Below are 26,951 nucleotides of genomic sequence, written 5' to 3'. Positions count from 1 at the left end.
AAAATTCTGATCAAGCTCATGGTTCAGTAAAGTCGGCCTGTATTTCCGCAGCCTGTTAAGGCGTGCGGCGTAATGATCGGAGGAGTCTTAAAGGGTGTGAATGTGCATTAAGACACAGTATTCACGGCGTATTGATTTTGATGAATCGGGCTAATTTGATAGCATGCTGGATAGAATCATAAGTAATACGCAAGACTGTAGATCTAGATAAATCGGACTCTTCTTAATTAATGAGATTTCAGATAGTTACTTATATTAAATGAAACGTATCGGGAGATTGATTCTTTGGCAGAAACAAAAAGGGCATCGCGGCTGTTAAGCCGGGATGCCCAAAGATAAAAACTGAAATTGCAATAAACGTTGCCGGTCAGACGGCGGCGATTGTCTCCGCTTTTCGCGCCTTTACTCCATGCGCGACGAAATACGGTGTATCGACGCGAGCCAACGGCTGACGCCCTCGAATAACATCGGCCATTTTTTCCGCCAGCATGATCGTCGGCGCATTCAGATTGCCGGTCACGATCTGCGGCATGATCGACGCATCCACCACGCGCAGCGATTCGAGTCCATGCACGCGGCCCTCGTTATCGACCACGGCCATATTGTCGTAACCCATCTTGCACGAGCACGAAGGATGGAAAGCCGTCTCCGCGCGCTGCCGCACGAACGTATCGAGTTGGTCGTCCGTCGTGAGATCGGCACCGGGATGCAATTCGCGTCCACGATATTTCTCAAGCGCCGGCTGAAGCATGATCTCGCGCGTGATACGGATAGCGTCGCGGAATTCGCGCCAGTCGAGCGGGTCCGACATATAGTTGAACAGGATGCTCGGGTGCGCATTCGGATCGCGTGACTTCAGCTTCACGCGACCGCGGCTAGGCGACCGCATTGAACCGACGTGCGCCTGGAAGCCATGCATCTTGATCGGATTCGAGCCGTTGTAATTGATCGCGACAGGCAGGAAGTGATACTGAATGTTCGGCCAGGGATCGTCGTCGCGGGTACGGATAAAACCGCCTGCTTCGAACTGATTGCTCGCGCCAATCCCCGTACCCTTGAACATCCATTCGATCCCGATCTGCGGCTGGTTCCACCACTGCAGCGCGGGATACAGCGACACGGGTTCAAGGCACTCGTATTGCATGTACATCTCCAGATGATCCTGAAGATTCTCTCCGACACCGGGCAGGTCGTGCACCAAAGGCACGTCGAGTTCACGTAGCCACGTCGATCTGCCGACGCCCGAACGCTGCAGTAATTGCGGCGATGCAATCGCGCCGCTGCACACCAGCACCTCGCGGCGCACGTGTGCGGTGATACGTTCGCCGCCATGAAGATACGCCACGCCTATGGCTTTTTTCCCCGAGAACAATATGCGATCGGTGACGGCATGCGTGACGATCGTGAGATTCGGCCGGCCCTTTGCGCGATCGAGATATCCGCGCGCCGTGCTCGAGCGGCGGCCGTTCGGCGTCACGGTGCGATCCATCGGGCCGAAACCTTCCTGGCTATAACCGTTGAGGTCGTCGGTACGGGGATAGCCTGCTTGCACGCCTGCTTCGACCATCGCGGCGAACAAAGGGTTGTTGCCGGGTTTCGATGTCGTCACGTGCACCGGACCGTCACCGCCGTGATATGCGTTCGGTCCGGCATCGCGCGTCTCGGCCTTGCGAAAATACGGCAGGCAATCGGAATAGGTCCAGTTTTCAAGGCCCTTTCGCTCGGCCCAACCGTCGTAGTCGAGCGCATTGCCGCGGATGTAGCACATGCCGTTGATCAGCGATGATCCGCCCAGTCCCTTGCCACGGCCGCATTCCATGCGGCGATTGTTCATGTGCGGCTCAGGATCGGTTTCATAGGCCCAGTTGTAGCGGCGGCCTTGCAACGGAAACGCCAGGGCTGCCGGCATTTGCGTGCGGAAATCGAAACGGTAATCCGGGCCGCCTGCCTCGAGCAGCAGCACGGTCACACCGGCATCCTCGGTCAGACGCGACGCCAGGACGTTACCCGCCGAACCCGCGCCCACGACGATGTAGTCGAACTCCTTCGCGCTCATCGTTCAGCTCCTTAGAACACGGGTTGGTAGGGACCCATCTCGACCTGCACGGACTTGATGCTCGTGTAATGTTCAAGCGTGGTGATGCCGTTCTCGCGGCCGACGCCCGATTGCTTGTAACCGCCCACGGGCATTTCAGCGGGCGATTCGCCCCAGGTATTGATCCAGCAGATTCCGGCTTCCATCGCATGAATGACGCGATGCGCCCGCGCCAGGTTTTCGGTGACCACGCCAGCAGCAAGCCCATACGCGGTTGCATTCGCTCGATCGATAACTTCGGTTTCCTCATCGAAGACGAGGATGCTCATGACCGGCCCGAAGATCTCTTCGCGGACGATGCGCATGTCGTCGCGGCAATCGGTGAAGACGGTCGGTTCGACGTATTGCCCTTTGGCAAATTCGCCATGCTCGATCCGCGATCCGCCCGCGATCAACCGCGCACCTTCCTGCTTGCCGCTTTCGATGAAACCTAAAACTTTCTGCAATTGCGCGGCGCTGACGAGCGGGCCGAAGTTGGTGTTTGCGTCCGTGGGCGAGCCCACTCGAATACGCTTGACGCGTTCAAGCACGAGCGCTTCGAAACGCTCGTACACCGGGCGCTGGACAAACACGCGTGTGCCGTTCGTGCAGACCTGGCCGGAGCTGAAGAAGTTGGCGCTCATCGCGATGTCGGCGGCGCGTTCGAGATTGGCGTCGTCGAAAATGACGAGCGGTGACTTTCCGCCCAGTTCCATGGTGACTTCCTTCAACGACGATCCAGCTGCCATCGACATCACTTTCTTGCCCGTCTCCACCCCACCGGTAAACGATACCTTCGCGATGTCCGGATGCGCGGCAAGCAACGCGCCGACGCGGCCGTCGCCTTGCACGACGTTGAACACGCCCGCGGGAACGCCGGCTTCCGTAAAGATTTCCGCCAGCTTCAGCGTGCTCAAAGGTGTGATTTCGCTGGGCTTGAAGATCATCGCGTTGCCGGCGGCGAGCGCGGGTGCCGCTTTCCAGCAGGCGATCTGGATCGGATAATTCCACGCACCGATGCCCGCGCAAACGCCGAGCGGTTCACGTCGCGTATAGACGAACGAAGTGGGACGCAGCGGGATCTGCTGGCCTTCTATTGCCGTTGCGAGTCCCGCGTAGTACTCGATCACATCGGCGCCGGTGACAATATCCACGGCGCGTGTTTCCGCTATCGGCTTGCCCGTATCGCGTGTCTCGAGCGCGGCAAGTTCGTCGTTGCGTTCACGCAGGAGATCCACTGCACGGCGCAGGATGCGCGAACGTTGCATTGCGGTCATGGCAGCCCATTCGCGCTGGCCTTCGCGCGCCGAACGCACCGCACGATCAATATCAGCAGCGCTCGCTTGCTGCACGCTCGCGAGCGTTTCGCCCGTGGCGGGATCGAGCGTGTCGAAGGTTTCGCCGCTGGTGGCGTCGACGTAGGCGCCGCCGATGTACAGGCGCTGCAATTCGAATGCGGGCATCGCGTAGTCCTTTAGGTGAGAGTCCGGCCGCGTGTGTCGAGCACGAGGTCGATGTAGTCGTTAGCCAGGCGCAGGGCCGCCTTGGTGTCGAACGGTTCGCCCGACAGCGCGCCGCGCAACCACAAGCCGTCGATCAATGCAGCGAGTCCGCTTGCCGCGCGACGGGCGGCGACACGCGGCAGCGCCTTCGAAAAATCGGCGCACAAATTGGAATACAGGCGACGCGTGTTGACGTTTTGCAGCCGCCGCAATTGCTGCTTGTGCATGCTCTCCGACCAGAACGCGAGCCACGTCTTCATCACCGGATTGCTGACTTGCGCGGCATCGAAGTTTGCCGCAACCACCGCACGCAAGCGCGCTCGCGGCTCGTCCTTCGCGACCCGCCGCTTTCGCGACGTGGCGTTCCACAAGTCTCGCAGCACGTGGCGCATGGTGGCTTCGAGCAAGCCGTCTTTATCGCCGAAATAATGACTGACGATACCCGTGGAAATGCTCGCGCGCTGCGCAACCGACGCCAGCGTCGTGCCGGCGAGACCGGCATGGTCGATGGTGAGCAGCGTGGCGTCGATCAGCTGCGCCCGGCGAATTTCGCGCATTCCGAGCTTGGGCATGGGCCTTGTCTTTCTATATAGCGGTTAGCAAAAGCATCATCCAAATGCTAGTTATTTTATATTGATCGGTCAATCAATATAAATCATCGATGTCGGTTTCAGCCAAACCCATGTCGCGTTGGAGGCGCGTCTCTGGTGCAGGACGGGACTACGCTCGTTAGACGGTGCATGGCGCTGTTTTGTCATGCAGATCGTCCACGAGACTAAGGAGACAGGCAATGAGCAGCAATCGCGGCGTCGTGTATCTGGGGCAGGGCAAGGTTGAAGTGCAATCCATCGACTATCCGAAGATGGTCGATCCACGCGGGCGGCAAATCGGCCATGGCGTGATTCTCAAGGTCGTCACCACGAATATCTGCGGCTCCGACCAGCACATGGTGCGCGGCCGCACGACTGCCGAAGTGGGCCTCGTGCTTGGCCACGAGATCACCGGCGAGGTCATCGAAATCGGGCGCGACGTGGAGACGATCAAGATCGGCGATCTGGTTTCTGTGCCGTTCAACGTGGCCTGCGGACGCTGCCCGACCTGCAAGGCGCAGCACACCGGCGTGTGCCTGACCGTGAATTCGGGGCGCGCAGGCGGCGCATATGGTTACGTGGACATGGGTGGCTGGATTGGCGGCCAGGCCGAATACGTAATGGTTCCGTACGCCGACTTCAATCTCCTGAAGTTTCCCGATCGCGACCAGGCGATGGCGAAGATCCGCGATCTCACCTGCCTCTCGGACATTTTGCCGACGGGCTATCACGGTGCCGTGATGGCCGGCGTGAAACCGGGCGCGACTGTGTATATCGCAGGCGCGGGACCGGTCGGAATGGCCGCGGCGGCATCGGCTCGCTTGTTGGGCGCGGCTTGTACGATCGTTGGCGACATGAACGAAGAGCGTCTCGCGCACGCGCGCAAGGTGGGCTTTGAGACAGTAGATCTATCGAAGGATGCAACGCTGGGCGAGCAGATCGCGGCGATCCTCGGAACGCCGGAAGTGGACTGCGCGGTCGATTGCGTCGGCTTCGAAGCACATGGTCACGGCAGCAGCGGAAGCCATCAGGAAGCGCCTGCCACGGTGCTGAATTCGCTGATGGAAATCACGCGGGTAGCGGGCGCGATCGGGATTCCAGGTCTTTACGTAACCGATGATCCAGGCGCCGCCGACGCAGCCGCGAAGAAGGGCGCGCTGAGCATTCGCTTCGGCCTGGGCTGGGCGAAGTCGCATTCGTTCTTCACCGGACAGACGCCGGTCATGAAGTACAACCAGAACCTGATGCAAGCCATCTTGTGGGATCGCCTGCCGATTGCGGATATTGTGAATGTGTCGGTGGTGACGCTCGATCAGGCGCCGGATGGATACCGGCAGTTCGATGGCGGCGCGCCGCGCAAGTTCGTGATCGACCCGCACGGGATGTTGAAGGCGGCTTAAACGGCTCTGTCCAGGACGTCACGCTAGCGTTAAGCGGCGTTCTGGGCAACCGCCATCGAAGGAACGACGGAGAGTGAAGGCAACTGACGCCGGCGTTCCCGCGTGGGCGCCGTGCCGAATGCATCGCGATAGCTTTTGCTGAAATGGCACGCCGACTGAAAACCGCAAGCCATCGTGATGTGCATGATGGACATGTCGGTCTGCAAGAGCAATTCTCGCGCACGGCGCAGCCGCAGCGTGAGGTAATAATGCGTGGGCGTCATGCCAAGATGCTCGCGGAACAGCCGCTGCAATTGGCGCTGGGACATCCCGGCCAGCCGCGCGAGTTCTTCACGCGACAACGGCTCCTCAATGTTGTTCTCCATCAGCGATATCACTTCGAACAGCGACTTGTTCGCCGAGCCCAAGCGCGCGACGAGCGGCATGCGTTGCTGCGCACTGGTATCGCGGACATGCTCCACGATGAACTGTTCCGCAATCTGCGTGACCTTCGCTGTGCCCACGCGCGTGGCGATCAGATTCAGCATCATGTCGAGCGGCGCGACGCCGCCAGTGCACGTCACGCGGTCCCGGTCGATCACAAAAAGCTCTTTGAGAAAGCGCGTTTCTGGAAATTCCTCTTTCAGCGCCGACATGTTTTCCCAATGGATCGCGCAGGCGTATCCGGCGAGCAGGCCGGCGCGCGCGAGCGCATAGGTGCCAGTGCAGAGACTGCCGAGCACGCTGCCGAGGCGCGCAAAACGGCGCAGCGCTGACAGATGCGCAGCCGTGGTTTCGCGCTGGACGTCGATACCGCCAACCACGAACACAATGTCTGGTTGTCCCACACACTCGACCGGGCCGGTATCGACGGAGAGGCCGTTGCTCGCCGTCACCGGGCCGCCGTCCGGGCTCACGATTGACCAGCGATACAGCGTCTGCCCGGTCAGGTAGTTCGCCATGCGCAGCACTTCGATGGCGTTGGTGAACGCGATCATGGTGAAGTTAGGCAGCGGCATGAACGCGAAATGCGCGAGCGACGCGGTTCGGTCGGGGGACATTGAGGAATGATTCCTTCGAATCTAGGGTGTGGCTGTTGTCGTGGGGACACGACTACGGACATTTTGTAGATGTTTGCAACATGCATGCCATCAGGCTAAACCCTATTGACGCTGAAGCTTACGTCCCCGTAAGCGCTTAAATGCGCACCTCGACGGGGATAGAAATCATGCCGCGCACCGCCCGGGAGCGCGAAGCGTCCGCCGCAGTGCAGCATGGATTGCGCGGCCCGCACCGCCTGCGGACGACTTGTGTAAAACGGACGCGCATGTCGGAAAAGGCCAAGAACACGTCTAAATTCATAAATTGGCGCGTTGGGCGAAAGTCAAGAATAGACGCATCGGAAAGCGGTTTGGGCGTGGTTTTAAAGTGCCCGGCGGCTTTTCAAAAAACGACTTGTCCCCGAACCCACGGATGCTTCAATGTCAAATTCCTCGACCCGCCCCGCCGCCCCGTTCTTCGAAGAACCGCTTTCCACCCGCGACGCGCCCGTGCGCAGCGCGATCCTGAAAGAGCTGGAACGCCAGCAGTCCCAGATCGAATTGATCGCGTCGGAAAACATCGTGTCGCGTGCCGTGCTCGAAGCGCAGGGCTCGGTGTTGACCAATAAATATGCGGAAGGGTATCCGGGCAAGCGTTATTACGGCGGTTGCGAATTCGTCGATGAAATCGAAAGCCTCGCGATCGATCGCGTAAAGCAACTCTTTAACGCGCAGTTCGCGAACGTCCAGCCGCACTCGGGCGCGCAGGCGAACGGCGCCGTGATGCTCGCACTTACGAAACCGGGCGACACCGTGCTCGGCATGTCGCTCGACGCAGGCGGTCACCTCACGCACGGCGCCAAGCCGGCGATGTCCGGCAAGTGGTTCAATGCGATCCAGTACGGCGTGAACCGCGAGACGATGCTGATCGACTACGAGCAGATCGAAGAACTCGCGATGCGACACAAGCCGACGCTGCTGATCGCGGGTTTCTCTGCGTATCCGCGTGAACTGGATTTTGCACGGCTGCGCGCCATCGCCGATAAAGCCGGTTCAAAGCTGATGGTCGACATGGCGCACATTGCCGGCGTGATCGCAGCCGGGCGGCATCAGAACCCGGTCGAGCATGCGCATGTGGTGACGTCGACCACGCACAAGACGTTGCGCGGTCCGCGCGGCGGTTTTGTGCTGACCAATGACGAAGACATCGCGAAGAAGATCAATTCCGCGGTGTTCCCGGGCCTCCAGGGTGGTCCGCTGATGCATGTGATAGCAGCCAAGGCCGTGGCTTTTGGCGAGGCGCTGCAGCCCGGTTTCAAGACCTACATCGACAACGTGCTGGCTAACGCGAAGGCGCTGGGCGAAGTGCTGAAGGCCGGTGGCGTGGATCTCGTCACTGGCGGCACGGACAACCATTTGCTGCTCGTCGATCTGCGGCCGAAGGGCTTGAAGGGCAACCAGGTCGAGCACGCGCTGGAACGCGCCGGCATCACCTGCAACAAGAACGGCATCCCGTTCGACCCGGAAAAACCCACCGTCACGTCGGGCGTGCGCCTCGGCACGCCGGCCGGCACCACGCGTGGTTTTGGTGTGGCAGAGTTCCGTGACATCGGCCGCCTGATCGTGGAAGTGTTCGACGCACTGCGCGACCACCCGGACGGTCACGCTGAGACCGAACATAGCGTGCGCCGCGAAATCTTCGCGCTGTGCGAACGCTTCCCCATTTATTGATTACGTCCTCCCTTTCTGGAGCATGAGATGAGCACACTGCACGACAACAGCATCATCATCGACGGCCTGAACATTTCGAAGTTCGAGCATTCGGTGTTCGAGGACATGAGAAAGGGCGGCGTGACCGCGGTGAACTGCACGGTATCGGTCTGGGAGAGCTTCCAGAAGACTGTCGACAACATCGCTGAAATGCGCCAGCAGATTCGCGAACACAGCGACATTCTCACGCTCGTGCGCACGACCGACGACATTCGCCGCGCGAAGAAAGAGAACAAGACCGGGATCATTTTCGGTTTCCAGAACGCGCATGCGTTCGAGGACAACCTGGGTTACATCGAGACGTTCAAGCAGCTTGGCGTGAACGTGGTGCAGCTTTGCTACAACACGCAGAACCTGGTTGGCACAGGGTGTTATGAGCGCGATGGCGGCCTCTCCGGTTTTGGCCGTGAAGTGATTCAGGAAATGAATCGCGTGGGCATCATGGTCGATCTGTCGCACGTGGGTGGCAACACGTCTTCTGAGGCAATCGCTGCTTCCAGGAAGCCGGTGTGTTATTCGCATTGCTGTCCTTCGGGGCTGAAAGAGCACCCGCGCAACAAGACCGATGACCAGCTCAAGGAAATCGCCGATGCAGGCGGTTTTGTCGGCGTGACGATGTTCGCGCCGTTCCTGAAGCGCGGCCCGGATGCGACGGTGGAGGATTACCTTGAAGCAATCGAATACGTCGTCGATCTGATCGGAGAAGACAACGTAGGTATTGGCACGGACTTCACGCAAGGCTACAGCACGGAATTCTTCGACTGGATCACGCACGACAAGGGCCGTTATCGTCAACTGACGAATTTCGGCAAGGTCGTGAATCCTGAAGGTATCCGAACGATCGGCGAATTCCCGAACCTGACGGCTGCGATGGAACGCGCCGGCTGGAGCGAGTCACGCATCAAGAAGATCATGGGCGAGAACTGGGTACGCGTGTTCGACAGCGTCTGGAACGTCTGAGCCGCCCCCTACATACAAAGGAAACCCACGATGCAACCACAACTGCCTATCGACGTCGATCCGGAAACCGGCGTATGGACGACTGACTCGCTGCCGATGCTGTACGTGCCGCGTCACTTCTTCACGAACAATCACCTGGCTGTGGAAGAAGCGCTCGGCCGCAAAGTGTATGCGAAGAGCCTTTATACAGCGGGTCACAAGTCGGCGTATCACTGGTGCGACAAGGAAGCCAAGCAGCACGGCATCAGCGGCATGGCGGTGTTCGAACATTATCTGAAGCGCTTGTCGCAGCGTGGCTGGGGTCTGTTCTCGATCGTGAAAAGCGATCCGGCTGCATCCACGGCGACCGTGCATCTGCATAACTCGTCGTTCGTGCTTGCTCAACCGGGCAAGGAAGGCAAGCTTTGCTACATGTTCGCCGGCTGGTTCGCAGGCGCGATGGACTGGGTCAACGACACCGCGCCGGAAGGCACGAAGAAAGGCCCGAAGTCGTTTTCAGTCGAAACACAATGTGCGGCGGAAGGTCATTCGCATTGCGTGTTCGAAGTGTCGCCGCTGGCAGCGTGAACGAGTAATACAAGATTAAATCCCGAGGTCGACTGCGATGCGTTACCCCAACCTTTTCAAGCCTCTCACGCTGAACAAGCTGACCCTGCGCAACCGCATTGTCAGCACTGCGCACGCGGAGGTCTATGCGGAACCGGGTGGTTTGCCCGGCGATCGGTACATCCGTTATTACGAGGAAAAGGCCAAGGGCGGTGTGGGCCTCGCCGTGTGCGGCGGCTCGAGCCCGGTGTCCATCGACAGTCCGCAAGGCTGGTGGAAGTCAGTCAATCTTTCGACCGACAAGGTTATCGATCCGCTTTCGCGTCTGGCCGAAGCCATGCACAAGCACGGCGCGAAGATCATGATCCAGGCGACCCACATGGGCCGTCGCACCGCGTATCACGGGGAGCACTGGCCGCACTTGATGTCGCCGTCGGGCGTGCGTGAACCGGTGCATCGCGGGAACGCGAAGATCATTGAGGTGGAGGAGATCAAGCGCATTATTTCCGACTTCGCGGCGGCCGCGAAGCGCGTGAAAGATGCTGGCATGGATGGTGTGGAAATCTCGGCGGCACACCAGCATTTGATCGATCAGTTCTGGAGTCCGCGCACGAATTTTCGTACCGACGAATGGGGTGGCTCGCTCGAGAACCGCCTGCGTTTCGGCAACGAAGTGCTCAAGGCCGTGCGTGAAGCAGTGGGTCCGGATTTCTGCGTCGGCCTGCGCATGTGCGGCGACGAATTCCATGAAGACGGTCTCGATCACACGCAGTTGAAAGAGATCGCGCAATCGATGTCGGAGTCGGGTCTGATCGATTACATCGGCGTGATTGGTTCCGGTGCGGACACGCATAACACGCTCGCGAACTGCATGCCGCCGATGGCGCTGCCGCCCGAGCCGTTCGTGCATCTCGCAGCCGGTATCAAGTCGGTGGTGAAGCTGCCGGTGATGCATGCGCAAAGTATCCGCGATGCGGGGCAAGCTGAACGTCTGCTCGAAAGCGGCATGATCGATCTGGTCGGCATGACGCGTGCGCAGATCGCCGATCCGCATATGGTCATCAAGATCCGCGATGGCCGCGAGGACGAGATCAAGCAGTGCGTGGGCGCGAACTATTGCATCGACCGGCAATACAACGGCCTCGATGTTTTATGCGTGCAGAACGCGGCGACATCGCGTGAAGAGACCATGCCGCACGTGATCGAGAAGTCGCGTGGGCCGAAGCGCAAGGTCGTGGTCGTCGGCGCGGGTCCTGCTGGGTTGGAAGCGGCGCGCGTCGCGAAGTCGCGTGGCCATGACGTGGTGTTGTTCGAGAAGAACGACTACGTTGGCGGGCAGATCATGCTGGCCGCAAAAGCGCCGCAGCGCGAGCAAATGGCCGGCATCGTGCGCTGGTTCGATATGGAAACGAAGCGCCTCGGCGTGGATCGCCGCCTGGGAGTGGCCGCCGACGAGAAGATGATCATGGCTGAGAAGCCGGACATTGTTGTGCTGGCTACCGGCGGCTCGTCGTTCACGCAGCAGGTTCCGGCGTGGGGTGTCGAGCAAGGTCTGGCCGTGAGTTCATGGGACATCCTCTCAGGTAAGGTCGAGCCGGGTAAGAACGTGCTCGTCTATGACGGCGTGAGCATGCACGCAGGCGCGGGCGTGGCGGATTTCATCGCGAGCCGTGGATCTAATGTTGAGATCGTGACGCCGGACGTGAAGGTCTCGGACGATGTGGGCGGCACGACCTTCCCGATTTTCTATCGGCGTCTGTATGCGCAAGGCGTGATCTCCACGCCGAACTACTGGCTCGACAAAGTGTACGAGGAAGACGGCAAGAAGATCGCCGTGATTCGCAACGAGTACACGGAAGAACAGGAAGAGCGCGCGGTCGATCAGGTGGTGATCGAGAACGGGATTACGCCGAACGACGAGCTCTACTGGAAGCTCAAGCCGGAGTCGTTGAATCGCGGACAGATCGATGTGCACAAGCTTTTCGCTTCCGAGCCCCAACCGTCGTTGAGTGAAGAGCTGGGCAACGGCCGCTTCCTGCTGTTTCGCGTAGGCGACTGCATCTCCATGCACAACATCCACGGCGCGATCTACGACGCGCTGCGCCTCGTCAAGGATTTCTGATAATGAGCCCGGTGTTTGTCATTACCGCGTTGTTGTGGTTATCCGTGGCGGGTCTGGCATTCGCATTGTATAAACGTGCGGCGTATTGGCGTGAGGGTCGCGCGACTGCGGCGGGTGCGTATGGCTGGGGCAATTTGCTGTCCATTCCGAAGCGCTATTTCGTCGATCTGCATCATGTGGTCGCGCGCGATCCGTATATAGCGAAGACGCACGTGGCGACGGCCGGTGGCGCTATCGCCGCGATGGCGCTCGTGTTCCTCAACTACGGTCTGGCGATCTATTCGCCGTGGATCGACAAGCTGATCTTTCTTGCGGCGTTGGTCATGCTGGTGGGCGCGGTGTTCGTGTGGCGGCGCAGGCATGGAACGAAGGCGGTGCCGGTGCGTCTGTCGCGCGGTCCGTGGGACAGCTTGCCGTTGCTGCTCGGTTCGTTTGCGCTTGGGCTCGTACTGTTCATCATATTGCCCTCAGCGGCGATGTCCGGCGCATTGGCGATCATCGTCGCGTTGCTGATTGCTGTGGGCGCCTTCACGATGACCTTCGGCGCAGCGCGCGGCGGCCCGATGAAACACGCGCTCGCTGGCTTGCTGCATCTTGCGTTTCATCCGCGGCAGGAGCGTTTCACCGGTCGCAGTCACGAGCATGACGTGGTGCCGCCGACCGCGCTCAAGATGCCCGTGCTCGACGCGAAGGAATACGGCGTCGGCAAGCCGGTGGAATTTCGCTGGAATCAATTACTGAGCTTCGACGCCTGCGTGCAATGCGGCAAGTGCGAAGCCGCATGTCCGGCGTTCGCGGCGGGCCAGCCGCTGAACCCGAAGAAGCTGATCCAGGATCTGGTGACCGGCATGGTCGGTGGCACGGACGCCGCGTATGCCGGCAGCCCGACACCCGGCATTCCGCTCGGCAAACATTCGGGTGCACCGCTTAAGCCGCTGGTATCAACGCTGATCGAAGCGGACACCCTCTGGTCCTGCACGACATGCCGCGCGTGCGTTCAAGAGTGCCCGATGTTGATCGAGCACGTAGACGCTATCGTCGATATGCGGCGTAATCAGACGCTCGTTGAAGGCATCGTTCCGGGCAAGGGTCCCGAAACTCTTGCCAACTTGCGCGAGACGGGCAGCGCGAACGGTTTCGATATTGGCGCGCGTTATGACTGGGCCGTCGATCTGCAAGTCCAGGTCGCGCAGCCGGGGCGCCCGGTGGACGTGCTGCTGATCGCAGGCGAAGGTGCATTCGATATGCGCTACCAACGCTCACTGCGTGCACTGGTCAAAGTGCTGAACAAAGCCGGCGTGGACTACGCAGTGCTTGGCGGCGTGGAAACGGATACGGGCGACACAGCGCGCCGTCTCGGCGACGAAGCCACGTTTCAGCAACTCGCGACGCAACTCATTGCGACGCTCTCGAAGTATTCGTTCAAGAAGATCGTCACCGCGGATCCGCACGTGATGCATAGCTTGCGTAACGAATATCGCGCGCTTGGCGGATTGTACGAAGTGCAGCATCACACGGCGGTGATCGCGGAACTCGTCGAGAGCGGCAAGCTCACGCCGGCCGCCGAAAGCGCGCTCGCTGCAGGCAAGACCGTCACGTACCACGATCCGTGCTATCTCGGCCGCTATAACGGCGAAACGGAAGCGCCGCGCAAGTTGCTGAAATCGATTGGCATCAAGGTGGTCGAGATGGAACGCAACGGCATGCGCGGCCGATGCTGCGGCGGTGGCGGTGGCGCACCGCTTACGGACGTTCCCGGCAAGCAACGCATTCCCGATATCCGCATCAATGACGCACGCGCGATCAACGCGGAAATCGTAGCGGTCGGATGCCCGAACTGCACGGCGATGCTGGAAGGCGTCGTTGGGGTGCGGCCGGAAGTGCTGGACGTGGCTGAACTCGTTGCAGCGGCGCTGGAGTAAGCGATGCACACTATCAAACGAATCGATCCGCGCCGGCCGTTTTCCATCACGGCGGAAGGGCTCAAGCGCATTACGCTGGGTGCTTTAGGCGTTGCGGGGGAAATCCCAACGGCCGCGCTCGGCGGGCATCGTGAACAGGTGAAGCCACGCCGCACGACGTCTGCCGCGCAACGTTCATTGCTCGTGGCCGCGCATAGCGACCGCGGTTCGCTCGACGACCACGCTCGTCAGACACTTGCCGCTGTGGCATTGCTTGCGGACACGGCCACGCAGGTCGTGCTGCTTGTCCTGGGCGAATTGAAGGACGACGCCGCTGCACTCGGAGCGGACAAGGTCATCGAGATACCCGCGTTCGATCGACGCGCATTCGCGCCCGACGCTGCTCTGGATGCGCTCGCCGCATGTGTCGCGGCCTACTCGCCCGCGCATGTTTTCGTCCCCGACAATGCAACCGGTGACGGCGACCTCGGCCGCCGATACGCGGCGCAGGCGAAGGCATCGGTGGCGACGCAAGTGGTCGAGATCGACGCCACGCACGTCGCGGTTTATACGCAGACGCGCAAGGCGTTCGCTGTGCGTTCGCTGCCCGATGTGATCTTGCTGGCGGCGAATGCCGTCGATGCAAGGTTGCCGTTCGTAGGCACAGGCGAGCGGGTGGCGGCGGAGCAATTCCTTGTTGAAAGCCCGCAGATAACAAGCCCGTACAAAGACCTCGGCATTGAGGAAATCGACGCCGCGCAAGTCGCGCTTGAAGAAGCGGATTTCATCGTGTCGGCAGGCAATGGCGTCACCGACGTGCCCGCGTTCGAGCGTCTTGCAAGCACGGTAGGCGCGGCCATAGGCGCGAGCCGCGTCGCCGTCGACGACGGCAAGTTCCCGCGCGACAAACAGATCGGTGCAACGGGCAAGACCGTCGATGCGAGCATCTATATTGCGTTCGGTATTTCGGGCGCGGTGCAGCACTTGCAGGGCATCAAGGATTGCCGCCATGTGATCGCCGTGAATCTGGATGCCAGCGCGCCGATTGCGAAACGCGCAAACCTGACGATCATCGGCGACGCGGCGGAAACGATCGCTGCCTTGACCGACGCCGCCGCGGCCGCGCGTAACGCGCGAGCCGATCCGGGCGCGATGACAACGCCCGGAGGCAATGCATCGAGCACGGCCAAGCTGGAAGGAGCGCTCGCATGAATCTGGGCAACTATCCGATCAAGCACGCTCGGGGAGCTTTCAATTGAGCAACGCATCGACCACCAGCCGCCTGAACAAGATCGCCGTGCTCGTCTCGATCGGCCGTCACCCGGTAAGCGGCACGGCACGTTACAGCCGCAACGATGCCGCCGCACTGACGCTGGCGACGAAACTCGCGACACAACATCAAGCGACGCTCGACGTATTGCACGCAGGCGATCCGACTAGTCCGGCGCTGCGCGAATACCTTGCGTTGGGCGCGGCAAAAGTAGAAGTGCTGGCTGTGGCAACCGGTGATGAAATCGCGCCCGCGTTGAACGCCCGGTTAAAGGGCTACGACCTTATCCTGACCGGCACGCGTGCGGAAGGCACTGAAGACAGCGGCATGCTGCCGTACCAGCTCGCCGACGCCCTGAACATTCCGCTGCTTGCATCGGCGGTCGATATCGACGTTGAAGCGGGCCAGGTAACCGTTCGGCAATTCCTGCCGAAAGGTTTGCGTCGCCGGGTACAAGCAAGCTTGCCTGCGCTTGTCGCTGTGCATCCGATGGCAAACGCCACGCCGCGCTATGCCTACGCGAAGCTGCGCGAAGGGACCATCGAAAAGGTGCTCGTAAGCGCTGCAAACGCATCGGACGTTACCGCCTGGTCGACCAAACCGGTAACGGCGAAACCGATTCGCCTCGCCGCCGCGGAAAAGCGTTCGGGCCATGCGCGCATGCTCTCTGCCACGACCACGGAAAGCCGGGGCGGCAGCGTCGTAATTGAAGGGACTTTCGTCGAAAAAGCACAAGTGATCCTGGCGTATTTGCGCGAGCATCAACTCGTAGATTACTGATTTGCGACACGAAAATTCCCGCGCGTTCAAGGTCGGGCGGGGCACCAAAACACGGAGTACACGATGAAAGTTTCCGCAGACGTTCGCGCAATGATCGAGCGCCGCAAGAAGGGCCACACGCTCGAGGCGCCGTTCTACGCGAGCGAGGAAATCCACGCGCTCGACATGGACGTGATCTTCCGCAAGCACTGGATCCAGGTCGCGGTCGAGCCGGATGTGCCGGAAGCGGGCGATTACATGACCGTGGAACTCGGCAACGATTCCATCCTGATCGTGCGCGACGACGACATGCAGATCCGCGCATTCCACAATGTCTGCCGGCATCGCGGTGCACGCCTGTGCAGCTCGGAGAAGGGTTCGCTCGGCAATATCGTGTGCCCGTATCACAGCTGGACCTACAACCTGAACGGCGACCTGATGTTCGCCGAGCACATGGGCGAGCAGTTCGACAAGTGCAAGCACAGCCTCAAGAAGGTGCACCTCGAGAATCTCGCGGGGCTGATTTTTATCTGTCTCGCCGATACGCCACCGGCCGATTTCGCCGTGTTGCGCGCTTCGATGGAACCGTATCTTCTGCCGCACGGCCTTGCCGATTGCAAAGTGGCCGCGTCCATCGACATCATCGAAAAGGGCAACTGGAAGCTCACGATGGAGAACAATCGAGAGTGTTATCACTGCGTCGCGAACCATCCCGAACTGACCGTCTCGCTTTATGAATATGGCTTTGGTTATCAGCGCAACGCCGATAACGAAGAAGCGATGGCCGCGTTCGACAAGACCGTCGAAGAACGCACGAAGCAATGGGAAGCGATGAACCTGCCGTCGAAGGAAATCGACCGGCTGGCGGATCTCGTCAGCGGCTTTCGCACGCAGCGCTTGCCGCTCGACCGCAGCGGCGAGTCGCAGACGATGGACGCCAAGGTTGCATCGAAGAAATTGCTTGGCGGTTTTCAACAAGCCGATCTCGGTGGCCTCTCGTTCTGGACGCAGCCGAATTCGTGGCATCACTTCATGAGCGATCACATTGTGAGCTTCTCGGTGATTCCGCTGTCGGCCGGTGAAACGCTCGTGCGCACCAAGTGGCTCGTGCACAAGGATGCGGAGGAAGGCGTCGACTACAACGTCGATAACCTCACCGCAGTCTGGCGCGCGACCAACGATCAGGACCGCGCATTGGTTGAATTCTCGCAACTCGGCGTGACGAGCAGCGCGTACGAACCGGGTCCGTATTCGCCGTTCACGGAAGGCCTCGTGGAGAAGTTCTGCGAGTGGTACATCGGACGTCTCGAGGACTACGCGAACACGCCGGATGAAGCGAGCGTGACCTCGCACGGCGAAAAAGTCGTGTCGTTCAAGCGTTAAGCTTGGCTAACATTCACGGCGCACTCAAAGCACCAGCGGAGAAACAGATGATGCGCGATCAGGCGGCGTTCGAGCACGCCCCGAACCGAGTCACCCAGCCCGAGTTCTGGGGCACGCTTCCCGCCCGTTGGGACAGCGACACCGACGACACGCTCGTCTGTTGCCACGTTCGTCAGGAAACGCACGACGTAAAGAGTTTTTTCTTTCGTGCGCCGGTTGAGCGGACCTTTGCGTTCGAGCCGGGCCAGTTCATTACGCTGGAACTGGAGATAGACGGCGAATCGATTAACCGCTGCTACACGATCTCGTCGCCGCCCACGCGTCCACACACCATCTCCATCACGGTGAAGCGCGTGCCGGGCGGCAAGGTGTCGAACTGGCTGCACGATAATCTCCAGACAGGCGGCAAGGTTCGTGTGCTCGGTCCGGCCGGCGAGTTCACCTGCGCCCGGCATCCGGCGCGCAAGTTCCTGTTTTTATCGGCGGGATCGGGTGTGACACCGTTGATGTCCATGAGCCGCGCGCACCACGAACTCGGCGAGGATCGCGACATCGTGTTCGTGCACAGCGCACGCACTCCCGACGACATCATCTTCGCGCGCGAACTCGATCTGATTGCATCGAACCAGGCGAATTTCCGTACCGCATTTGTATGCGAGCGAGTTGGCGGGCGCACCAACTGGCCGGGCGTGACGGGCTTTCTTACGCTGCCCTTGCTCAAACTGATCGCACCGGATTTCCTCGAACGGGAAATCTTTACCTGCGGTCCGGCACCCTATATGAAAGCGGTGCGCGACCTGCTCGCGGAAGGCGGTTTCGACGCCACGCACTATCACGAAGAAAGCTTCTCCTTCGAGACGATCGCGGAAGTCGCGGCGCAACTGACGACCGCTCACGTGGCCGATGCGCTCCAGTCCGGCGAAACATTCAGCGAGGCGCGAGAGCATGCAATCGGCTTCGACCTCGCGCCGGCTTCCGCGCCAGTGGAAACCTCCTTCAAGGTCAGCTTTGCAAAGAGCAATCGCGAGATCGAATGCGGCAGCGCGCAGCATGTGCTGGACGCGGCCAAGAAATCGGGCGTGCGTTTGCCGGCATCGTGTACGCAAGGCATGTGCGGCACCTGCAAGGTCAAGCTGCTGTCCGGTGAAGTCGAGATGAAACATAACGGCGGCATTCGCCAGCGCGAGATCGATCAGGGCATGGTGCTGCTGTGTTGCAGCAAGCCGCTGACGGATCTTGTCGTCGATAAGTAGGGTATTCATCAGGGGCCGGCGCCGCAGCCGGATAAAGCGAGGTCGCATCCGGACAACTGGGTGTCGAAAAACAACCAGTCGGCGCATTTCTGGCCGGTGATTCTAAAGCCTCAATGGTTTGAACCGCACAGGGGAGTACGACAATGAGACTGATCAAAAAACTGCTTGTTTTAAGCACTTTAAGCGCTGCGCTGGCTGCAACCAGCACGGCTGTATTCGCCGCCGATGCGAAACCGACCATCAAGATCGGCTACGTGGAAGGCTGGGACGACAGCGTGGCGACAACCAACGTGGCGGCGCAAATCATCGAGAAGAAGCTGGGTTATCCCGTGCAGCTCGTGCCGGTTGCCGCCGGCGTGATGTGGCAAGGTGTGGCGCGCGGTGACCTCGACATGACGCTGTGCGCGTGGCTGCCGGTCACGCACGGCGCGTACTGGGAGAGCTTCAAGTCAAAGGTCGTCGATCTCGGCACAAACTTTCCCGATGCGAAGATCGGCCTGATCGTGCCGGAAGATGTGGACGTCACGAGCCTGGCGGATCTTGAAGCGAAGAAGGCGGAGTTCGGCGGCCGGATCGTCGGTATCGACGCGGGTGCCGGCGTGATGCAGAAAGCAGGCGAAGCGATCAAGGCATATAACCTCGACTACACGTTGATGCCGAGTTCGGGTAGCGCAATGACGGCAGAATTGGCGCGTGCGGAAAACGCGAAGAAGCCGATCATTGTGACGGGCTGGAAACCGCACTGGATGTTCGCGAAGTACAAGCTGAAATTCCTGGAAGATCCGAAGAAGGTGTTTGGTGAAGCGGAGCACGTCGACAACATCGTCAATCCGGAACTCGAAAAGAAAGCGCCTACGGTGGTCGCTTTCCTGAAGAAGTTCCAATGGAAACCGGGCGAGATCGACAGCGTGATGCTGGCAACGACGAACGGCGCCAAGCCGGCCGCTGCTGCCGATGCATGGATCACCGCTCACGGCGACCGTGTGGCGAGCTGGACGAAGTAAGCTTCCTGCGCTTCATTAGCTTCAACGAAAAACGCCGCTTTTTAGCGGCGTTTTTCGTTATTCCTTATTTCTGACAGAGGCTTATTGCAGCACCACCGTCCGGTCGCCGTTGATAAACACGCGCCGCTCAATGAACGCCTTCACCGCGCGTGCGAGCGTGATGCATTCCACGTCGCGTCCCGTCGCGAGCAGACGCTCCGGCTTGTAGGAGTGGTCTACGCGTTCGACCACTTGTTCGATGATCGGACCTTCGTCGAGGTCGTCGGTGACAAAGTGGGCTGTTGCGCCGATCAACTTCACGCCACGCGTATGCGCCTGGTGATACGGCTTCGCACCCTTGAAGCCGGGCAGGAACGAATGATGGATGTTGATTGCGCGCGCGGCCAGCTTCCGGCTCGTCTCGCCCGACAAGATCTGCATATAGCGCGCAAGAATCATCAACTCCGCACCTGACGACTCAAACAAATCGAGCAGGCGCGCTTCCTGTTGCGGTTTGGTATCGGCGGTGACGGGAAGGTGATGAAACGGTAAACCATGCTGCACGGCCAGCGGTTCAAGATCGCGATGGTTCGACCCGATCCCGACGATATCCATCTTCAGCTCGCCCATGCGCCAGCGGAACAACAGGTCCGCGAGACAGTGCTCGAGCTTCGACACCATGATGAGCACTTTCGGCCGTGCGGCCACGTTGTGGATCGCCCACGTCATGGAGAAGCGTTCGGCAATAGGCGTGAATTCCTGCTGCAACGCGGCGATCTGCAGCGTTTCATCGTGATCTACGCCGTGGAATACGCAGCGCACGAAAAAACGCTGGCTGAGGTCGTCGTCGAAGACGGTGAGTTCATCGACATAACACTGGTGCCGGTCGAGGAAGCCGACCACGGCGGCGACTTGTCCCGCGGCGCTCGGACATGCGATCGTCAGCACGAGTTGGTGGGGAAGGGTGTCAATGACGATATCGCCGGCCATGCGGTTCTCCACTATGCAAATGGCAGCGCCGCGAAGGCGGCGCGTATACATGGCAGTAGAACAAATTGCACGGGGCGGCGGCTAGAAGCTAAACGCCGTGACGCTGGTATCGGAGCGTCAGGCGGGTTCAGGCCGCCACGCCACACTCGACGAGCAGCCAGTCGCGAAACGCACACACGGCCGTGGTTTGAGCGCGCGGCGCGTTCAAGAGATATCCGCCGTCCGTTGTGACGGGTGTGTCGAACAACTGGATCAGCTGACCGCTCGCGACGAGTTCGTCCACCAGGGGCGCCCAGCCCAACGCCACGCCCTGACCCATGATCGCGGCATGCACAACGAAGCCATAACTGTTGAACGTGATGCCGCGATGCGCAGGCGGCGCCGCCAACCCGTGCGCCGCGAACCAGCCATGCCACGACAGCCAGCGCTCCGGGTTTGTCGGCTCCAGATGCAGCAGCGGCAGGTTGATGAGGTCCGAGGGATGACCGGGCTTGCCGTGTCGCGCGAGAAACGCCGGACTGCACACGGGCGTGACTTGTTCGGCAAATAATTTGACCGTACCGCGTCCCGCCCAGTCGGTCGCCGCATGGCCGAAGCCGATCACGATATCGGCATGATCGTGATCGGCGGCGAGCACGTCTTGGGCCGTGGTGATCTTTACATCGACGTCCGGCATCAGCGCCTTGAATTGCGACAGGCGCGGCATCAGCCAGTACGTCGCAAAGCCGAAGTCGGTCAGGAGATTGAGCGAGCGCTGCGCGGGCGCGGCGTGACGCGCGCGGATGTCGTTGGTGGCAATGCGGATGGTGTCCAGGCTCTGGCGCACGGCTTCGAACAGGCGTACGCCGTCCTCGGTCAACGTCACGCCGCGGTGCCCACGCTCGAACAGCAGCGCGCCGAGGTTTTCCTCGAGCTGCACCACGCGCTGGCTGACGGCCGGCTGCGTGGAGCCGAGCTCGCGGGCGGCGGCGGTGAAGCTGGCGAGACGCGCGGCGGACTCGAACATCGATAGCGCCTGCATTGGCGGCAAACGGTCCTGTCTCGGCATAAGTCCCCCTTATGAGCTCATAACGTTTTGCTCTCTTCACAGCCGTGAATTGGACGGCAATAGTGGTGCGCAATGCGGGCTGTCCGCGTTCCATCTTGCTGCAATACCGCGCCACCTCTCCGATTCTATTCGAGCCTCGCTCCGATGCTTAAACCTAAACAAAATATCCTTATTCTGATGGCCGATCAAATGACGCCGTTCGCGTTATCGGCATATGGCCATCACGTCACGAAAACGCCAAACATGGACGCGATCGCGGCCCGGGGCGTTGTTTTCGATTCTGCGTATTGTGCGAGTCCGCTTTGCGCGCCATCGCGTTTTTCGTTCTTGTCGGGCAAGTTGCCCTCGGCAATAGGCGCCTACGATAACGCCGCCGAATTTCCCTCGCAAACATTAACGTTCGCGCATTACCTGCGTGCGGAGGGATACCGCGCGATTCTCTCGGGAAAGATGCACTTTTGCGGTCCCGACCAGCTGCACGGTTTCGAGGAGCGCCTGACTACCGACATCTATCCGGCGGATTTCGGCTGGACGCCGAACTGGGACGACTTCGAGACGCGGCCGAGCTGGTATCACAACATGAGTTCCGTGATCGACGCGGGGCCGTGCGTGCGTACGAATCAACTCGATTTCGACGATGAAGTGACCTACACCACGCGCCAGAAGTTATTCGATATCGCGCGTGAGCGGCAAGCGGGAAAAGATGAGCGGCCGTTTTGCGTGGTGGCGTCGCTTACCCACCCGCACGATCCGTACGCGATTCCGCAGAAATACTGGGACATGTACCGCGACGAAGACATTCAAATGCCCGCGTATCGCGACACGCTGGACGCCGCCGATCCGCATTCGAAGCGCCTGCGTTACGTATGTGAAACCGACAAGACGCCGCCGACGGACCAGCAGATCCGTAACGCACGCCATGCGTATTACGGCGCGATTTCCTACGTCGATGCGCAATTCGGTGCGATCCTCGAAGCACTCGATCAAGCGGGAATGGCCGACGACACCATCGTGATCGTGACTTCGGATCACGGCGAGATGCTTGGCGAACGCGGCCTCTGGTACAAGATGACGTTCTTCGAAGGCGGCTGCCGCGTGCCGCTGATCGTGCATGCGCCGGGTCAATTCAAGGCGGGTCATGTGAGCGTGTCGGTATCGCATCTCGACTTGCTGCCGACGCTCGTGGAACTCGGCCGTGGCGCAGCGCGACCGGTATGGCCGGATACGCTCGATGGCCGGAGTCTCGTGCCGCATCTGCGCAGCGAGCCACAGGCACACGATGAAGCCATCGGCGAGTACCTTGCCGAGGGTGCGATTGCACCGATCGTGATGCTGCGCCGGGGCAACTTCAAGTTCATCCATACGCCCTCTGACCCCGACCAGCTCTTCAACGTTGCAGAGGATCCACTTGAACGCACTAACCTCGCCACGCTGCCGGAATACGCTGCGAAAGTGTCTTCATTCCGTGAGGAAATCGCGGCGCGCTGGAATCTCGAAGCACTGCGCGAAGAAGTCGTGCGAAGCCAGCGACGCCGGCAATTCCACTTCGAAGCGACCACGCAAGGTCTGATCGAATCATGGGACTGGCAGCCGTCGGTCGATGCCAGTCAACGCTACATGCGCAATCACATCGACCTCGACACGCTCGAAGCGATGGCGCGTTTTCCCGCAGTCAAACGCTAAGTCCGAGCTGCTGAACCAACCACACCACCCACAGGAAGCCAACATGAAAAAGCCCTTCAAATACGCGCTATTCTGCATTGCGGCACTTGGCGCATGCATCGGCACGGTGAGCGCCGCCGAGCCCCAAAGCTGCATACAGGTGAAGATGGCGGACCCGGGCTGGACGGATATCGATGCTACCAATGCCATGGCCGGTGTCGTGCTGAAAGCGCTGGGTTATAAGCAAAGCGTCTCGAACCTTTCTGTACCGATCACGTACCAGGGTTTGAAGAAAGGCCAGGTCGATGCGTTCCTCGGTAACTGGATGCCGGCGCAAGGGCCGCTGGTCAAACCCTTCGTCGATGAGAAGTCGATTGACGTGGTGCACCCCAACCTGACCAACGCGAAGTTCACGCTCGCTGTGCCGGACTACGTGGCTGCGGCCGGCGTGCATACGTTCGCTGACTTGCAGAAGAACGCGGACAAGTTCGAGGGCAAGATCTACGGCATTGAACCGGGCGCGCCGGCGAATCAAAACATCAAGAAGATGATCGATGAAAAGGCTTTCGGACTGAACGGCTGGAAGCTGGTGGAGTCGAGCGAGACGGGCATGCTGACGCAAGTCGAACGCTCGGTTCGCGACAAGAAATGGATCGTGTTCCTTGCCTGGGAACCGCATCTGATGAACACGAAGTTCCATCTCACCTACCTTGATGGCGGCGATCAATACTTCGGCCCGAACTTCGGCGGCGCGACGGTCAACACGGTCGCCCGGGCCGGTTATATGGGCGAATGCCCGAACGTGGGACGCCTCTTCAAGCAGATGACATTCAACGTCGATCTGGAGAACGGCATCATCACCGATGTCCTTCAAAACAAGACCAACGTGGATACCGCTGCTGCAGCGGCGCTCAAGCGCAACCCGGATCTTGTGAAGGGCTGGCTCGACGGCGTTACCACAGCCACGGGCGGAAATGGGTGGCAGGCAGTGCAAACGGCGCTTGGTTCCAAATAACAACAGTGCGTCGCAACTGGACAGATTTGCGTCGCAAAACGTCGAGCCGCTGCAAATATGGCCTCTTACTTTTGCAAGGCTGATTAACGCTTCTTAAGATTTTGCGCGCGGATCAGCGTCACAGGCTTCAGATCAAGGTATTACGCCGGTCTCTGCAATAAAAACTCGAGCGAGAAGCGTTGCGCGATATTGACCCATCGCCGGAGCAGCGCGGACCTCGCTTCGTCCAACGAAACGTGCAAAACGGGTATCAGGGAGAATCAACGATGAAGAAGCGAAATGCCGTAAAGCTGGCGGCCCTAGCCTTGAGCGCAGGCGCGGTGTCCGCACCTGCTGTGGTTCACGCGCAAAGCAGCGTGACGCTGTACGGTATCCTCGACGCCGGCATTACCTACGTCAACAACACGGGAGGATCGCACGTCGTCAGATTCGAAGACGGCATCTCTTACGGTAACCGGTTTGGTTTCAAGGGCGTGGAAGACCTGGGTGGTGGTTTGAAGGCGGTCTTCGTGCTCGAGTCCGGCTTTCACCTTGGCAACGGTACGCTTGCCCAGGGCGGTGCTGAGTTTGGCCGGCAGGCGTATGTGGGCTTGCAGAACCAGTGGGGCACGATCTCGGCGGGTAACCAGCTGGACATGACCAACGAGTTCATGGAGGGATACAACATCTCCGCGTTCGGCAGCGGCTACGCGATCCACCAGGGCGACTTCGACCGCATGAACGGCGACCGCTTGCCGAATTCGATCAAATACATGTCGCCCGATATCAACGGCCTGACCTTTGGCGGCATGTTCTCGTTCGGCAATACGGCGGGTAATTTCCACGAGAAGAGCTCGTACAGCCTGGGCGCGCACTATGCGCGTGGTGACTTCACGATCGGCACGGCGTACACGCGCCTGAACAACCCGAACGGCATTTACGCATTCGATCCGTACGCGATGATCGGCACGAAGACGTTCCTCGGCCAGACCGTTGCGACGGTGAACGCCGCGACGGGCGCCGTGACCGACTTGTTCAGCAGCACCGCGTTCAACGTCGACAGCCAGTCCACCGTCGGTATCGGTTCATCGTATGCGCTCGGCGACTTGATGCTGCTGGCCAACTACACCTACACCACGATCAAGGGCTTCGGGCAATCGTCGCACATGCACGTGGGTGAAGGCGGCGCGTCGTATAACTTCACGCCGGCGTTGGCCCTGTACGGCGGTTATCAGTTCACGGCATTCGAAGGTCACAAGTGGAACATGGGTTCGCTCGGGCTGCACTACCTCTTGTCCAAGCGTACCGATGTCTATGTGTCGGGCGACTACCTGAAGGCATCGAGTGGTGTGAACGCGGTGATCGGCTATAGCTTTACGCCGTCTACGACGAGCACGCAAAGCGATGTCCGTATCGGCATCCGGCACTCGTTCTAAGCGCCACCAGCTTGTAGTCACTTGCATCAGCTTGCCGCGACGGTTTCCCGCAAGGGCGCCGTCGCGCGTGGCGAGCTGCGGTCCTGGCGCGGGCTGGAACCGAAGCGCGTGCGGTAGGTGCGCGAGAAATGCGATGGTGATTCGAAGCCGCATGCCACGCACACGGTGGTGATGGACATGTCGGTTTGTTGCAGTAATTCGCGGGCGCGTGCAAGGCGCAGTCCGAGATAGAAGTGGGTGGGTGTGTCTTTCATCGCCGAGCAGAACAGGCGTTCCAGCTGACGCCGCGTCACGCCGATTTCCTCTGCCAGCGCGTCTGGCGACAGCGGTTCCTCCATGTGTTGTTCCATCACGCCGATCACTTGAATCAGCTTGCGATTGTGGATGCCGTAGCGCGCCGCGATCTGCATGCGTTGATGGTCCGAGCGTTGCCGGATGCGGCCGAGCACGAATTGCTCGGACACCTGGGCGGCGAGTTCGGCGCCCTGCCTGCGTCCGATCAGATCGAGCATCAGGTCGATGGATGCCGTGCCACCGGCGCACGTGATGCGCCGCGCGTCGATTTCGAATAATTCCTGGCTGACCGTAAGCGATGGATAACGCTCCTGGAACGCCGATGCCGCTTCCCAGTGCAGGGTGACGCGCTCGTGCTGCAGCAGGCCTGCTTCGGCCAGCACGAAGCTTCCTGTATCTATACCGCCGAGCGTGGCGCCCTGGCGATCGAGCCGGCGCAGCCAGTCGCCGATTTCGCGTGTGTAGCGGCTTAGCGGATTGAAGCCTGCGACTACGATTACGTTGGTGGCTGTGTGGACGTCGGCCAGGGCGCTTTCTGCGTTGAGCGAGATGCCGTTGCTGGCGCAGACCGGGCCACCGTCGACGCTGAGGATGTGCCAGCGGTAGAGTTCGCCGCGAAAGCGGTTGGCGACGCGTAGCGGTTCGATTGCCGACATGAAGCCGATGGACGAAAACTCGGGCAGCAGCAGGAAGTGGAAGTCTTCGGTGGCGGGCATTACGAGGTTGGGGCGATTTGCAATCGGACTGACAAGCTAGCAAGCTGAAATTGCGGGCGCAATGGGGCCAAATCCTTAGGCTTTCGTTCGCACTCGGGGTTCTGGATGGGTCTGCCGGGGTGGGCTGTGGTGTTTGGGATTGGTGGTTCGAGGGTGGTGGTCGCGGGTGGTGCTGGGTTGCTGCTGCTTAGGCCTGCGGTCGTTATAAGTTGGCTGATTTCTTTAGGGGGTGTAATTAGTTTTGTGTAAACGGTCATTTGGCAGGAGACTGCCAGCATC

21 protein-coding genes are annotated in these 26,951 nt (G+C 60.2%); 14 read left to right on the top strand and 7 right to left on the bottom strand.

Annotated features, from left to right (window positions below; translation table 11 throughout):
* Positions 1-367: 367 nt before the first annotated feature.
* From betA to betI, 3 genes are read right to left on the bottom strand one after another with little or no spacing between them, the layout of a single operon-like run.
* Positions 368-2,056 carry a choline dehydrogenase gene (gene betA, locus M0D69_RS37790; protein WP_301786912.1) on the bottom strand — a complete coding sequence of 563 codons (1,689 nt, stop codon included), beginning with the start codon at positions 2,054-2,056 and terminating at the stop codon, positions 368-370.
* An 11-nt stretch (positions 2,057-2,067) separates the two neighbouring features.
* The gene (gene betB, locus M0D69_RS37785) at positions 2,068-3,537 is read right to left on the bottom strand and encodes a betaine-aldehyde dehydrogenase (RefSeq protein WP_301786911.1); all 1,470 of its coding nucleotides are present in this window, start codon (positions 3,535-3,537) and stop codon (positions 2,068-2,070) included.
* Between the two features lie 11 nt (positions 3,538-3,548).
* Positions 3,549-4,148, bottom strand: coding sequence for a transcriptional regulator BetI (gene betI / locus M0D69_RS37780; protein ID WP_301786910.1), 600 nt, complete (start codon positions 4,146-4,148; stop codon positions 3,549-3,551).
* A 218-nt stretch (positions 4,149-4,366) separates the two neighbouring features.
* Between betI and fdhA the strand changes: the two genes are divergently transcribed.
* Positions 4,367-5,566, top strand: coding sequence for a formaldehyde dehydrogenase, glutathione-independent (gene fdhA, locus M0D69_RS37775; protein WP_301786909.1), 1,200 nt, complete (start codon positions 4,367-4,369; stop codon positions 5,564-5,566).
* Between the two features lie 29 nt (positions 5,567-5,595).
* Here fdhA and M0D69_RS37770 read toward each other — a convergent pair whose 3' ends face one another.
* Positions 5,596-6,606, bottom strand: coding sequence for a GlxA family transcriptional regulator (locus M0D69_RS37770; protein ID WP_301786908.1), 1,011 nt, complete (start codon positions 6,604-6,606; stop codon positions 5,596-5,598).
* Positions 6,607-7,026: 420 nt separating this feature from the next.
* On the opposite strand from M0D69_RS37770, the gene M0D69_RS37765 reads away from it, so the two are divergent.
* The 10 genes from M0D69_RS37765 to M0D69_RS37720 all read left to right on the top strand — a co-directional run bounded on the left by M0D69_RS37765 (position 7,027) and on the right by M0D69_RS37720 (position 19,553).
* Positions 7,027-8,316, top strand: coding sequence for a serine hydroxymethyltransferase (locus M0D69_RS37765; RefSeq protein WP_301786907.1), 1,290 nt, complete (start codon positions 7,027-7,029; stop codon positions 8,314-8,316).
* A gap of 27 nt (positions 8,317-8,343) precedes the next feature.
* Complete coding sequence (locus M0D69_RS37760) at positions 8,344-9,315, top strand: dipeptidase (RefSeq protein WP_301786906.1); 972 nt, start codon at positions 8,344-8,346, stop codon at positions 9,313-9,315.
* A gap of 30 nt (positions 9,316-9,345) precedes the next feature.
* Positions 9,346-9,882, top strand: a complete 537-nt coding sequence (locus M0D69_RS37755; RefSeq protein ID WP_301786905.1) for a DUF5943 domain-containing protein — start codon at positions 9,346-9,348, stop codon at positions 9,880-9,882.
* A gap of 37 nt (positions 9,883-9,919) precedes the next feature.
* Positions 9,920-11,983, top strand: coding sequence for an NADH:flavin oxidoreductase (locus tag M0D69_RS37750; RefSeq protein WP_301786904.1), 2,064 nt, complete (start codon positions 9,920-9,922; stop codon positions 11,981-11,983).
* A gap of 2 nt (positions 11,984-11,985) precedes the next feature.
* Positions 11,986-13,905, top strand: a complete 1,920-nt coding sequence (locus tag M0D69_RS37745) for a (Fe-S)-binding protein (protein ID WP_301786903.1) — start codon at positions 11,986-11,988, stop codon at positions 13,903-13,905.
* A gap of 3 nt (positions 13,906-13,908) precedes the next feature.
* Positions 13,909-15,096 (top strand): electron transfer flavoprotein subunit alpha/FixB family protein, encoded by a 1,188-nt coding sequence (locus tag M0D69_RS37740; protein WP_301786902.1) that lies wholly within the window; start codon positions 13,909-13,911, stop codon positions 15,094-15,096.
* Between the two features lie 43 nt (positions 15,097-15,139).
* A complete protein-coding gene (locus M0D69_RS37735; RefSeq protein ID WP_301786901.1) occupies positions 15,140-15,934 on the top strand; it encodes an electron transfer flavoprotein subunit beta/FixA family protein in 795 nt (264 codons plus the stop codon).
* A 63-nt stretch (positions 15,935-15,997) separates the two neighbouring features.
* A complete protein-coding gene (locus M0D69_RS37730; protein WP_301786900.1) occupies positions 15,998-17,296 on the top strand; it encodes an aromatic ring-hydroxylating dioxygenase subunit alpha in 1,299 nt (432 codons plus the stop codon).
* A gap of 50 nt (positions 17,297-17,346) precedes the next feature.
* Entirely contained in the window at positions 17,347-18,549 is a 1,203-nt protein-coding gene (locus tag M0D69_RS37725; RefSeq protein WP_301786913.1) for a hybrid-cluster NAD(P)-dependent oxidoreductase, read from the top strand.
* A gap of 143 nt (positions 18,550-18,692) precedes the next feature.
* Positions 18,693-19,553: a glycine betaine ABC transporter substrate-binding protein gene (locus M0D69_RS37720; protein ID WP_301786899.1), complete on the top strand. Its 861-nt coding sequence runs from the start codon at positions 18,693-18,695 to the stop codon at positions 19,551-19,553.
* Positions 19,554-19,634: 81 nt separating this feature from the next.
* Here M0D69_RS37720 and purU read toward each other — a convergent pair whose 3' ends face one another.
* Together purU and M0D69_RS37710 are read right to left on the bottom strand one after the other, a co-directional pair.
* Positions 19,635-20,522, bottom strand: coding sequence for a formyltetrahydrofolate deformylase (gene purU / locus M0D69_RS37715; RefSeq protein ID WP_047847424.1), 888 nt, complete (start codon positions 20,520-20,522; stop codon positions 19,635-19,637).
* A gap of 127 nt (positions 20,523-20,649) precedes the next feature.
* Positions 20,650-21,570: a LysR family transcriptional regulator gene (locus tag M0D69_RS37710; RefSeq protein WP_301786898.1), complete on the bottom strand. Its 921-nt coding sequence runs from the start codon at positions 21,568-21,570 to the stop codon at positions 20,650-20,652.
* A 144-nt stretch (positions 21,571-21,714) separates the two neighbouring features.
* Between M0D69_RS37710 and betC the strand changes: the two genes are divergently transcribed.
* The 3 genes from betC to M0D69_RS37695 all read left to right on the top strand — a co-directional run bounded on the left by betC (position 21,715) and on the right by M0D69_RS37695 (position 25,662).
* Positions 21,715-23,253: a choline-sulfatase gene (betC, locus tag M0D69_RS37705; RefSeq protein ID WP_301786897.1), complete on the top strand. Its 1,539-nt coding sequence runs from the start codon at positions 21,715-21,717 to the stop codon at positions 23,251-23,253.
* A 43-nt stretch (positions 23,254-23,296) separates the two neighbouring features.
* Positions 23,297-24,247 (top strand): choline ABC transporter substrate-binding protein, encoded by a 951-nt coding sequence (locus M0D69_RS37700; RefSeq protein WP_301786896.1) that lies wholly within the window; start codon positions 23,297-23,299, stop codon positions 24,245-24,247.
* Between the two features lie 266 nt (positions 24,248-24,513).
* On the top strand, positions 24,514-25,662 hold the full coding sequence (locus M0D69_RS37695; protein WP_301786895.1) for a porin: 1,149 nt from the start codon (positions 24,514-24,516) through the stop codon (positions 25,660-25,662).
* A gap of 26 nt (positions 25,663-25,688) precedes the next feature.
* Here M0D69_RS37695 and M0D69_RS37690 read toward each other — a convergent pair whose 3' ends face one another.
* Positions 25,689-26,672, bottom strand: coding sequence for a GlxA family transcriptional regulator (locus tag M0D69_RS37690; protein WP_301786894.1), 984 nt, complete (start codon positions 26,670-26,672; stop codon positions 25,689-25,691).
* Positions 26,673-26,951: the final 279 nt, after the last annotated feature.

Source organism: Caballeronia sp. SEWSISQ10-4 2 (genome assembly GCF_030464885.1).
In the GTDB taxonomy this organism is placed as follows: Bacteria; Pseudomonadota; Gammaproteobacteria; order Burkholderiales; family Burkholderiaceae; genus Caballeronia.
This window is presented reverse-complemented; position numbering and strand designations above follow the sequence as displayed.

What these genes read in the sequence shown, in the direction of transcription:
- betA (WP_301786912.1), bottom strand. Translation starts at nt 2,056, where the DNA reads ATGAGCGCGAAGGAGTTCGACTACATCGTCGTGGGCGCGGGTTCGGCG.
- betB (WP_301786911.1), bottom strand. Translation starts at nt 3,537, where the DNA reads ATGCCCGCATTCGAATTGCAGCGCCTGTACATCGGCGGCGCCTACGTC.
- betI (WP_301786910.1), bottom strand. Translation starts at nt 4,148, where the DNA reads ATGCCCAAGCTCGGAATGCGCGAAATTCGCCGGGCGCAGCTGATCGAC.
- fdhA (WP_301786909.1), top strand. Translation starts at nt 4,367, where the DNA reads ATGAGCAGCAATCGCGGCGTCGTGTATCTGGGGCAGGGCAAGGTTGAA.
- M0D69_RS37770 (WP_301786908.1), bottom strand. Translation starts at nt 6,606, where the DNA reads ATGTCCCCCGACCGAACCGCGTCGCTCGCGCATTTCGCGTTCATGCCG.
- M0D69_RS37765 (WP_301786907.1), top strand. Translation starts at nt 7,027, where the DNA reads ATGTCAAATTCCTCGACCCGCCCCGCCGCCCCGTTCTTCGAAGAACCG.
- M0D69_RS37760 (WP_301786906.1), top strand. Translation starts at nt 8,344, where the DNA reads ATGAGCACACTGCACGACAACAGCATCATCATCGACGGCCTGAACATT.
- M0D69_RS37755 (WP_301786905.1), top strand. Translation starts at nt 9,346, where the DNA reads ATGCAACCACAACTGCCTATCGACGTCGATCCGGAAACCGGCGTATGG.
- M0D69_RS37750 (WP_301786904.1), top strand. Translation starts at nt 9,920, where the DNA reads ATGCGTTACCCCAACCTTTTCAAGCCTCTCACGCTGAACAAGCTGACC.
- M0D69_RS37745 (WP_301786903.1), top strand. Translation starts at nt 11,986, where the DNA reads ATGAGCCCGGTGTTTGTCATTACCGCGTTGTTGTGGTTATCCGTGGCG.
- M0D69_RS37740 (WP_301786902.1), top strand. Translation starts at nt 13,909, where the DNA reads ATGCACACTATCAAACGAATCGATCCGCGCCGGCCGTTTTCCATCACG.
- M0D69_RS37730 (WP_301786900.1), top strand. Translation starts at nt 15,998, where the DNA reads ATGAAAGTTTCCGCAGACGTTCGCGCAATGATCGAGCGCCGCAAGAAG.
- M0D69_RS37725 (WP_301786913.1), top strand. Translation starts at nt 17,347, where the DNA reads ATGCGCGATCAGGCGGCGTTCGAGCACGCCCCGAACCGAGTCACCCAG.
- M0D69_RS37720 (WP_301786899.1), top strand. Translation starts at nt 18,693, where the DNA reads ATGAGACTGATCAAAAAACTGCTTGTTTTAAGCACTTTAAGCGCTGCG.
- purU (WP_047847424.1), bottom strand. Translation starts at nt 20,522, where the DNA reads ATGGCCGGCGATATCGTCATTGACACCCTTCCCCACCAACTCGTGCTG.
- M0D69_RS37710 (WP_301786898.1), bottom strand. Translation starts at nt 21,570, where the DNA reads ATGCCGAGACAGGACCGTTTGCCGCCAATGCAGGCGCTATCGATGTTC.
- betC (WP_301786897.1), top strand. Translation starts at nt 21,715, where the DNA reads ATGCTTAAACCTAAACAAAATATCCTTATTCTGATGGCCGATCAAATG.
- M0D69_RS37700 (WP_301786896.1), top strand. Translation starts at nt 23,297, where the DNA reads ATGAAAAAGCCCTTCAAATACGCGCTATTCTGCATTGCGGCACTTGGC.
- M0D69_RS37695 (WP_301786895.1), top strand. Translation starts at nt 24,514, where the DNA reads ATGAAGAAGCGAAATGCCGTAAAGCTGGCGGCCCTAGCCTTGAGCGCA.
- M0D69_RS37690 (WP_301786894.1), bottom strand. Translation starts at nt 26,672, where the DNA reads ATGCCCGCCACCGAAGACTTCCACTTCCTGCTGCTGCCCGAGTTTTCG.